We start from the raw sequence: 9,190 nt of genomic DNA, 5'->3' as shown, positions 1-9,190 counted from the left end.
GCTGGGTGTCAGACATCCAGCGTTATCGTTGACGACCATCGCGAGCAAGCTCGGCTCCTACAGGGTCAGGGTTGTCCCTACATCCACCCATACTCCGCCATCGACAGCGGATCACCATCGCCAATGATGAAGTGATCCAGCACCCGCACATCAATCAACCCCAGCGCCTCCTGCAAGCGCTTGGTCAATTTTCGATCAGCCTGACTGGGCGTGGAATTGCCCGACGGATGGTTATGGCACAGGATCAACGCGGCGGCGTTGTGGGCCAGCGCACGCTTGACCACTTCCCGCGGATGCACGCTGGTGTTGTCGATGGAGCCGCGAAACAGCGCCTCAAAGGTCAGCACCTGGTGTTTTGAATCCAGAAACAGGCAGCCGAACACCTCGTGAGGCTCGTGGCGCAGCATCGCTTTGAGGTATTCCCGCACAGCCTGGGGATTCTCCAGTACCGACCGGTTGCGCAGTCGCTCCGCCAGATGCCGCCGGCCCATCTCCAGCACCGCCTGCAGCTGGGCAAACTTGGCCGGTCCCAGCCCAAGCTCCTCTCTGAAGGCCTGCAGATCCGCCTCGAGCAGATTGCGCAGGCTGCCAAATCGGCTCAGCAGATGGCGCGCCAGATCCACCGCGCTTTTGCCGGACACCCCGGTTCGTAAAAAGATGGCCAGCAATTCGGCGTCCGAAAGACTTGCCGAACCCTGTTCCAGCAGCTTCTCCCTCGGCCGTTCCGCCGCCGGCCAATCGCGAATACTCATAGCACCTCCCTGTCTGTGGGCGCCGCTGTTCCGTAGCGGTCGCTGTGATATCGTAGCCCATCTTTTTTGCGGGCGAATTCACCCTGGGGAGGGGGTTTCGCTACGTTTGTCACCAACGAATTGAAAGGCAGGCCTATGCAGCGGCTGTATCGTAAACGCATTGTTCTGGGCGTCGGCGGCGGCATTGCCGCCTACAAGAGCGCCGACCTGGTTCGCCGCCTGATGGACCAGGGCGCGGAAGTGCGCGTGGTCATGACCCGTGGCGGAGCCGAGTTCATCACCCCGCTGACCATGCAGGCCCTGTCCGGGCACCCTGTGCACCTGGACCTGCTGGACCCGGCCGCCGAAGCGGCGATGGGGCACATCGAGCTGGCCAAATGGGCCGATCTGGTGCTGATCGCCCCGGCCACCGCCGACCTGATTGCCCGTCTGGCCCAAGGCATTGCCGACGACCTGCTGACCACCCTGGTGCTGGCCACCGACGCGGTGGTCGCGGTTGCTCCGGCGATGAACCAGGCCATGTGGCGCGACCCGGCCACCCAGGCCAACCTGCAAACCCTTGAAAGCCGTGACCTGAAGGTCTTCGGCCCGGCGTCCGGCAGCCAGGCCTGCGGCGATGTCGGCCTGGGCCGCATGCTCGAGGCCACCGACCTGGCCCAGCTCGCCGCCGATTGCTTCAAGCGCCAGGCGCTGACCGGCAAACACGTGCTGATCACCGCCGGCCCGACCCAGGAAAACATCGACCCGGTGCGCTACATCACCAACCACAGCTCCGGAAAGATGGGCTTTGCCCTGGCCGAAGCCGCGGTGGAAGCCGGCGCCCGCGTGACCCTGATCACCGGCCCCGTGCACCTGCCGACCCCGGATCGCGTCACCCGCATCGACGTGGTCAGCGCCCGGGACATGCTCGCCGCCTGCGAAGCCGCGATCCCTTGCGACCTGTTCATCGCGTCGGCAGCAGTTGCGGATTACCGTCCGGAAGTCATCGCGCCACAGAAACTCAAGAAAGATCCTACGAACGGCGACGGCCTGTTACTACAAATGGTCCGTAACCCGGATATCCTGGCCAGCATCGCCACCCGCCCCGACCGTCCATTCAGTGTCGGTTTCGCCGCTGAAACCGAACACCTGCTCGACTACGCTGCCCGCAAGTTGAAGGACAAGAACCTCGATTTGATCGTCGCCAACGACGTCGCCAACCCGAGCATCGGCTTCAACAGCGAAGAGAACGCCTGCAGCGTGATCGACCGCGACCTCCACGCCACACTTTTCGCCCAGACCAGCAAGAGCAAGATTGCTCGCCAGCTGATCACCTTCATCGCTGAACGACTGAACCAGGTTTAATTTACATGCACGCTTTGCAAGCCAAGATCCTCGACCCACGCATCGGTACCGAATTCCCGCTGCCGCAATACGCCACCCCAGGCTCCGCTGGCCTCGATCTGCGCGCCATGCTGGAACAAGACATCGTGATCAAGCCGGGCGAAACCGTGCTGATCCCCACCGGGCTGTCGGTCTACATCGGCGATCCGAGCCTGGCCGCGCTGATCCTGCCGCGCTCCGGCCTGGGCCATAAGCACGGCATCGTGCTGGGCAACCTGGTCGGCCTGATCGACTCGGACTACCAGGGCCCGCTGATGGTTTCCTGCTGGAACCGCGGCCAGACCGACTTCACCATGGCCGTCGGCGAGCGCCTGGCGCAACTGGTGCTTGTGCCCGTGGTCCAGGCGCATTTCGAGATGGTCGAGGAGTTCGTCGAGACCCAACGCGGCACCGGCGGTTTCGGCCACTCCGGCACCAATTAACCGGTAAAAATGCCTACCCCTGTTATGTAACCTTCACCGCGCAGAATCAGGGGATTGGCCGGTTAAACAGCCTCCAACATCGCTGGCATGGCCTTTTCGCACCACGAACTCTCTGGGAAAAACGCCGTCATACCTTTCAGTTTGAGCCGGCCGGCGAGTGATTCGCCGGCCGGTCCAGCCACTTTCAAGATGGAGCATTTCCGCAGATGAGCACCCCCGCCCGCGTCGCCCCCAAGTTCCCCGACAGTATTTTCCGCGCCTACGACATTCGCGGCACCGTCCCGGAATCTCTGAACGCTGAGACGGCTTACTGGCTCGGTCGCGCCATCGGTGCCCAAAGTCTGGCCCAGAATGAACCGAACGTTTCCGTCGGCCGTGATGGTCGCCTTTCCGGCCCGGAGCTGGTCGAGCAATTGATCCAGGGCCTGGCCGACAGCGGCTGCCACGTCAGCGACGTGGGCCTGGTGCCGACACCTGCCCTGTACTACGCCGCCAACGTACTGGCCGGCAAATCCGGCGTGATGCTGACCGGCAGCCACAACCCGTCGAACTACAACGGTTTCAAGATCGTCATCGCCGGCGACACCCTGGCCAACGAACAGATCCAGGCCCTGCATGACCGCCTCAAGACCAACAACTTGAGCCAAGGCAACGGCAGCATCACCAAAGTCGAAATCCTCGACGGCTACACCACCACCATCGTGCAGGACATCAAGCTGGCCCGTCGCCTGAAAGTCGTGGTGGACTGCGGCAACGGCGCCGCCGGCGTGATTGCTCCGCAACTGATCGAAGCGTTGAACTGCGAAGTCATCCCGCTGTTCTGCGAAGTCGACGGCAACTTCCCGAACCATCACCCGGACCCGGGCAAGCCTGAAAACCTCGTTGACCTGATCGCCAAGGTCAAGGAAACCAAGGCCGATATCGGCTTGGCTTTCGACGGCGACGGCGACCGCGTGGGCGTGGTGACCAACACCGGCAGCATCGTCTATCCGGATCGCCTGCTGATGCTGTTCGCCCGTGATGTGGTGGCGCGCAACCCGGACGCGGAAATCATCTTCGACGTTAAGTGCACTCGTCGCCTGACTCCGCTGATCAAGGAATACGGCGGCCGTCCGCTAATGTGGAAGACCGGTCATTCGTTGATCAAAAAGAAAATGAAGCAAACCGGCGCCCTGCTGGCCGGCGAAATGAGCGGGCACATCTTCTTCAAGGAGCGCTGGTTCGGTTTCGACGACGGCATTTACAGCGCCGCCCGGTTGCTGGAGATCCTGAGCAAGGAAAAATCCACTGCGCAAGAGCTGTTCGAGACCTTCCCGAACGATATTTCTACGCCGGAAATCAATATCCATGTGACCGAAGAGAGCAAATTCAGCATCATTGATGCATTGCATGACGCGCAGTGGGGCGCAGGCGCCGACCTGACCACCATTGACGGCGTGCGAGTCGACTATGCCAAAGGCTGGGGCCTGGTTCGCGCCTCCAACACCACGCCGGTGCTGGTACTGCGCTTCGAGGCCGATGACGAGGCTGAATTGCAACGCATCAAGGACGTCTTCCACGTCCAGTTGAAGCGTGTTGCACCTGATCTCCAACTACCGTTCTGATTCACCCGGAGCCCTGAATGACCCTCGAACGCGAAGCCGCCGCCAACACCGCCAAGGTCCTGTCCGAAGCGCTGCCTTACATTCGCCGCTATGTCGGCAAGACACTGGTGATCAAATACGGCGGCAACGCGATGGAAAGCGAGGAGCTGAAAACCGGCTTCGCCCGCGACATCGTGCTGATGAAAGCCGTGGGCATCAACCCGGTCGTGGTTCACGGCGGCGGCCCGCAAATCGGTGATCTGCTCAAGCGCCTGTCCATCGAGAGCCATTTCGTCGACGGCATGCGCGTCACCGACGCCGCGACCATGGACGTGGTGGAGATGGTTCTGGGCGGTCAGGTCAACAAGGACATCGTCAACCTGATCAACCGTCATGGCGGCAGCGCCATCGGCCTGACCGGCAAGGACGCCGAGCTGATTCGCGCGAAGAAGCTCACCGTCACCCGCCAGACCCCGGACATGACCCAGCCGGAAATCATCGACATCGGTCACGTCGGCGAAGTGGTCGGGATCAACACCGATCTGCTGAACCTGCTGGTCAAAGGCGATTTCATCCCGGTGATCGCACCGATCGGCGTTGGCGAGAACGGCGAGTCGTACAACATCAACGCTGACCTGGTGGCCGGCAAAGTCGCCGAGGCGCTGAAAGCCGAGAAGCTGATGCTGCTGACCAACATCGCCGGTCTGATGGACAAGGAAGGCAAGGTGCTGACCGGCCTGAGCACTGCGCAGGTCGATGCCCTGATCGCCGACGGCACCATCTACGGCGGCATGCTGCCGAAGATCCGTTGCGCGCTGGAAGCGGTCCAGGGCGGCGTGGGCAGCTCGCTGATCATCGACGGTCGCGTACCGAACGCGATCCTGCTGGAGATCTTCACCGATACCGGCGTGGGCACCCTGATCAGCAATCGCAAGCGTCCGTAAGCGGTAGCGCATACAAAAAGACCCCGCTCGGCCTGACCGAGCGGGGTCTTTTTTTGCCACACATTACCTGTAGGAGCGAGCATGCTCGCGATGGTCGTTAACGATGACGCGGGATACCTGACACCCAGCGGTGCTCTTTAGTCCATCGCGAGCATGCTCGCTCCTACAGTTGTCGGGGATCAGACGCCGAACTGCGCGCGATACGCTTCCACCGCAGGCAGGTGTTGCTTGAGCTGCGGATCGTCAGCCAGGAACTCCAGCACCTGGTTCAACGAAACGATGCTGATCACCGGAATGCCGAAGTCACGCTCCACTTCCTGGATCGCCGACAGCTCACCGTTGCCACGCTCCTGACGGTTCAGGGCGATCAGCACGCCGGCAGCCTTGGCGCCTTCCTGGGAAGCGATGATCTGCATCACCTCTCGAATCGCGGTACCGGCGGTGATCACGTCGTCGATGATCAGCACTTCGCCTGTCAGCGGTGCGCCAACCAGGCTGCCGCCTTCGCCGTGGGCCTTGGCTTCCTTGCGGTTGAAGCACCATGGCAGGTCACGGTTGTGATGCTCGGCCAACGCCACTGCAGTGGTCGCCGCCAGGGGAATGCCCTTGTAGGCCGGACCGAACAGAACGTCGAAGGGAATGCCGCTTTCGGCAATGGCTGCGGCGTAGAAACGCCCCAGCTGCGCCAGAGCCGAACCCGAATTGAACAGGCCGGCGTTGAAGAAGTAAGGACTGGTGCGTCCGGACTTCAGGGTGAACTCACCGAAGCGCAAAACGCCGCGATCGATGGCAAAACGAATGAAATCGCGCTGATACGCTTGCATGAAAAAAACCCCAAATACCACGGATTTAGCTAAATAGCTTGACGCCGTGTATCATACACGCACGCGATTTTTGGGGCCATTTATGCGGATCATCAGTGTGAACGTCAATGGTATTCAGGCTGCAGTCGAGCGAGGTTTGCTCAGTTGGCTGCAGGCACAGAATGCCGACGTCATCTGCCTGCAGGACACCCGTGCCTCCGCCTTTGAACTGGACGATCCAGCCTTCCAACTGGATGGATACTTCCTTTATGCCTGCGATGCAGAAGTCCCCGCCCAAGGTGGTGTGGCTTTGTACTCGCGGTTGCAACCGAAGGCTGTCATCAGCGGTCTCGGTTTCGAGACGGCCGACCGCTACGGGCGCTACCTGCAAGCCGATTTCGACAAAGTCAGTATTGCAACCTTGCTGCTTCCTTCGGGTATGAACGGCGATGAGGACTTGAACCAGAAGTTCAAGCTCATGGACGACTTCGGAAAGTACCTGGACAAACAACGGCGCAAACGCCGCGAGTACATTTATTGTGGCTCGCTGTACGTGGCGCAACAGAAGCTCGACATCAAGAACTGGCGCGACAGCCAGCAATCTCCGGGCTTCCTGGCACCTGAACGTGCCTGGATGGACGAGATTGTCGGCAACATGGGCTACGTCGATGCCCTGCGCGAAGTCAGCCGTGAAGGCGACCAGTACAGCTGGTGGCCGGACACCGAACAGGCCGAAATGCTCAACCTGGGCTGGCGGTTCGACTACCAGATCCTGACGCCAGGCCTGCGCCGCTTCGTACGCAGCGCACGCCTGCCACGTCAGCCACGCTTCTCGCAGCACGCGCCGCTGATCGTGGACTACGACTGGACGCTGACCATCTAAGCGTTTTGCAGACACAAAAAAGCCGACATCACTGTCGGCTTTTTTGTGGGCGCTGATTTCTTGAACTGTGGGAGCGAGCCTGCTCGCGGTGGAGTGTCGGTGGACACCTGTGCGGTTGATCCACCATCGCGAGCAGGCTCGCTCCCACAAATACCACAGCAGTGATCGTTATTTGATCACCCGCCAGGTGAACGGATACCGGTAAGGCAGCCCGTCATTGGCCTTCACCCCGGCAATGATCGTCAGCACCAGCGCACCAATGGCGATCAAGCCAAACAGGAAGAAGCCGATGATCACCACCATCAGCAGGAAGCTGATGGCCGAAGCGATGGCGACGGTGATCTGGAAATTCAGCGCTTCCTTGCCCTGGGCATCGATGAACGGGTCCATCTCGCGCTTCATTTGCCACAGGATCAGCGGGCCGATCAGCGTACCGAACGGAATCCAGATCCCCAGCAAGGCGGACAAGTGACAGAACATCGCCCACTGCCGGACTTCTTTGCTCGGGGTGGGAAGCAGTTGTTGCTCGTCACTCATGGCGTCCTCCTTGCCTGTGATGATCCGATCAGTCAGCCAGTGCAGCCTTTTGCAGATCGAAGATTTCGTTCATGCCTTTCTTTGCCAGTTCCAGCATGGCGTTCAGCTCTTCAGGCTGGAACGGCGCGCCTTCGGCGGTGCCCTGAACTTCGATGAAGCCGCCGGTGCTGGTCATCACCACGTTCAGGTCGGTCTCGGCAGCCGAATCCTCAAGATAGTCGAGGTCGAGCACCGCTTCACCCTGGTACATGCCAACGGAAACGGCACCGATCATTTGCTTGAGCGGGTCGCCGCCTTTCAGGCCGCCGCGCTTCTTGATCACTTTCAGGGCATCGACCAGCGCAACCATGGCACCGGTGATCGACGCAGTGCGGGTGCCGCCATCAGCCTGGATCACGTCGCAATCGACGTACAAGGTGACGTCGCCCAGCTTGGACATGTCCAGCGCAGCGCGCAGGGAACGACCGATCAGACGCTGGATTTCCAGGGTACGGCCGCCTTGCTTGCCGCGGCTCGCTTCACGCTGGTTACGCTCGCCGGTGGCGCGCGGCAGCATGCCGTACTCGGCGGTTAGCCAACCCTGGCCCTGGCCTTTGAGGAACCGTGGCACGCCATTTTCGACGCTGACGGTGCAGATGACCTTGGTATCACCGAACTCGACCAGTACAGAACCCTCGGCGTGTTTGGTGTAGTTGCGGGTAATGCGGATCGAGCGGAGCTGATCGGCAGCGCGACCACTTGGACGTTTCATAAGGGATACCTGTACGGGGGACGGAAAACTGCGGGCATTATAGAGCCGCCAGCCATCGCTGGGCACTTCTAAAAAAATTCCTCCGACGAGCAAAGGCTCTGAACAGCCCGTCGCCGACGAGCTGCAGGCCTTTGTCACCTCGTGTGTTTGGGGGCATCCGCCGCTCTGCGCTACAATCCTGCGCCTTTGCTGCCAGTCGGCTTTAATTCATTGATATCGGATTCCCGGAACCTCTGGTTCTGGCCGATCTGCATTGCGAGGTACCTCCATGGTGCACAGCATGACCGCCTTCGCCCGCGTCGAGAAAGCCGGCGTCCAGGGCACCCTGAGCTGGGAACTGCGCTCGGTCAACAGCCGCTACCTGGAGCCCCACGTGCGCCTGCCGGAGACCTTCCGCGATCTCGAGGGCGCCGTTCGCGAAGCCCTGCGCCAGGGCGTGTCCCGGGGCAAGCTCGAGTGCACCCTGCGCTTCACCGAGGAAAACACCGGCAAGCCGCTGCAAGTGGACCAGGTCCGCGCCGCACAATTGGTCGCAGCGGCCGAGACCATCGCCAGCCTGATCAAGAATCCCGCCGCCCTCAATCCCCTGGAAGTCCTGGCCTGGCCTGGCGTGCTGGTGGGCGACGCTACCGACCCGCAAGCCCTGAACGCCGAAGCGCTGGCACTGTTCAACCAAGGCCTGAAGGAACTCAAGGCCGGCCGCGAGCGCGAAGGCGCGGAGCTGGCCCGATTGATCGACGATCGCCTGACCGCCATCGAGGCCGACGTGGTCACCCTGCGCGAACTGGTTCCGCAGATGCTCGCCACCCAGCGCCAGAAAGTGCTCGACCGTTTTGCCGACATGAAGGCCGAAATGGACCCGCAGCGCCTTGAGCAGGAAATGGTCATGCTCGCGCAAAAGAGCGACGTCGCCGAAGAACTGGACCGCCTGAGCACTCACATCATCGAAGTTCGCCGGGTGCTCAAATCCGGTGGCGCGGCCGGGCGACGCCTGGACTTCCTGATGCAGGAGCTCAACCGCGAAGCCAACACACTGGGCTCCAAGGCCTTCGATCCGCGCAGCACCCAGGCGGCGGTCAACCTCAAGGTGTTGATCGAGCAGATGCGCGAACAAGTGCAGAATATTGAGTAA

General features: G+C 61.3%; 9 protein-coding genes and 1 pseudogene. 6 read left to right on the top strand and 4 right to left on the bottom strand.

Annotated elements, in window-relative coordinates; all coding sequences use genetic code 11:
- Nucleotides 1-77: 77 nt before the first annotated feature.
- Nucleotides 78-752 (bottom strand): RadC family protein, encoded by a 675-nt coding sequence (radC, locus tag ACW9JE_RS13150; RefSeq protein WP_224541978.1) that lies wholly within the window; start codon nucleotides 750-752, stop codon nucleotides 78-80.
- A gap of 135 nt (nucleotides 753-887) precedes the next feature.
- Between radC and coaBC the strand changes: the two genes are divergently transcribed.
- The 4 genes and pseudogenes from coaBC (at nucleotide 888) to argB (ending at nucleotide 5,084) form a co-directional block, all read left to right on the top strand.
- Nucleotides 888-2,096, top strand: coding sequence for a bifunctional phosphopantothenoylcysteine decarboxylase/phosphopantothenate--cysteine ligase CoaBC (coaBC, locus tag ACW9JE_RS13145; RefSeq protein ID WP_175375813.1), 1,209 nt, complete (start codon nucleotides 888-890; stop codon nucleotides 2,094-2,096).
- 5 nt (nucleotides 2,097-2,101) lie between these two features.
- Complete coding sequence (gene dut, locus ACW9JE_RS13140; protein WP_457432973.1) at nucleotides 2,102-2,557, top strand: dUTP diphosphatase; 456 nt, start codon at nucleotides 2,102-2,104, stop codon at nucleotides 2,555-2,557.
- Between the two features lie 200 nt (nucleotides 2,558-2,757).
- Nucleotides 2,758-4,161 (top strand): annotated as a pseudogene (locus ACW9JE_RS13135) (phosphomannomutase/phosphoglucomutase); the annotation flags it as partial.
- Nucleotides 4,162-4,178: 17 nt separating this feature from the next.
- Complete coding sequence (argB, locus tag ACW9JE_RS13130; protein ID WP_224539842.1) at nucleotides 4,179-5,084, top strand: acetylglutamate kinase; 906 nt, start codon at nucleotides 4,179-4,181, stop codon at nucleotides 5,082-5,084.
- Between the two features lie 179 nt (nucleotides 5,085-5,263).
- Here argB and pyrE read toward each other — a convergent pair whose 3' ends face one another.
- Nucleotides 5,264-5,908, bottom strand: a complete 645-nt coding sequence (gene pyrE, locus ACW9JE_RS13125; RefSeq protein WP_003229489.1) for an orotate phosphoribosyltransferase — start codon at nucleotides 5,906-5,908, stop codon at nucleotides 5,264-5,266.
- 82 nt (nucleotides 5,909-5,990) lie between these two features.
- On the opposite strand from pyrE, the gene ACW9JE_RS13120 reads away from it, so the two are divergent.
- Complete coding sequence (locus ACW9JE_RS13120) at nucleotides 5,991-6,770, top strand: exodeoxyribonuclease III (protein ID WP_175375808.1); 780 nt, start codon at nucleotides 5,991-5,993, stop codon at nucleotides 6,768-6,770.
- Nucleotides 6,771-6,938: 168 nt separating this feature from the next.
- Here ACW9JE_RS13120 and ACW9JE_RS13115 read toward each other — a convergent pair whose 3' ends face one another.
- Both ACW9JE_RS13115 and rph read right to left on the bottom strand, forming a co-directional pair.
- The gene (locus ACW9JE_RS13115; RefSeq protein ID WP_224539840.1) at nucleotides 6,939-7,307 is read right to left on the bottom strand and encodes a DUF4870 domain-containing protein; all 369 of its coding nucleotides are present in this window, start codon (nucleotides 7,305-7,307) and stop codon (nucleotides 6,939-6,941) included.
- 28 nt (nucleotides 7,308-7,335) lie between these two features.
- Nucleotides 7,336-8,058: a ribonuclease PH gene (gene rph / locus ACW9JE_RS13110; RefSeq protein WP_175375805.1), complete on the bottom strand. Its 723-nt coding sequence runs from the start codon at nucleotides 8,056-8,058 to the stop codon at nucleotides 7,336-7,338.
- Nucleotides 8,059-8,326: 268 nt separating this feature from the next.
- Between rph and ACW9JE_RS13105 the strand changes: the two genes are divergently transcribed.
- Nucleotides 8,327-9,190, top strand: coding sequence for a YicC/YloC family endoribonuclease (locus tag ACW9JE_RS13105; protein WP_224539838.1), 864 nt, complete (start codon nucleotides 8,327-8,329; stop codon nucleotides 9,188-9,190).

This window comes from Pseudomonas sp. SDO55104_S430 (assembly GCF_054070595.1).
The sequence above is the reverse complement of the archived record's forward strand: the minus strand, read 5'-3'. Positions and strand labels throughout refer to the sequence as shown.

Bases quoted from the DNA above. Each gene is read 5' to 3' on its own strand.
- radC (WP_224541978.1), bottom strand. From the start codon at position 752: ATGAGTATTCGCGATTGGCCGGCGGCGGAACGGCCGAGGGAGAAGCTG.
- coaBC (WP_175375813.1), top strand. From the start codon at position 888: ATGCAGCGGCTGTATCGTAAACGCATTGTTCTGGGCGTCGGCGGCGGC.
- dut (WP_457432973.1), top strand. From the start codon at position 2,102: ATGCACGCTTTGCAAGCCAAGATCCTCGACCCACGCATCGGTACCGAA.
- argB (WP_224539842.1), top strand. From the start codon at position 4,179: ATGACCCTCGAACGCGAAGCCGCCGCCAACACCGCCAAGGTCCTGTCC.
- pyrE (WP_003229489.1), bottom strand. From the start codon at position 5,908: ATGCAAGCGTATCAGCGCGATTTCATTCGTTTTGCCATCGATCGCGGC.
- ACW9JE_RS13120 (WP_175375808.1), top strand. From the start codon at position 5,991: ATGCGGATCATCAGTGTGAACGTCAATGGTATTCAGGCTGCAGTCGAG.
- ACW9JE_RS13115 (WP_224539840.1), bottom strand. From the start codon at position 7,307: ATGAGTGACGAGCAACAACTGCTTCCCACCCCGAGCAAAGAAGTCCGG.
- rph (WP_175375805.1), bottom strand. From the start codon at position 8,058: ATGAAACGTCCAAGTGGTCGCGCTGCCGATCAGCTCCGCTCGATCCGC.
- ACW9JE_RS13105 (WP_224539838.1), top strand. From the start codon at position 8,327: ATGGTGCACAGCATGACCGCCTTCGCCCGCGTCGAGAAAGCCGGCGTC.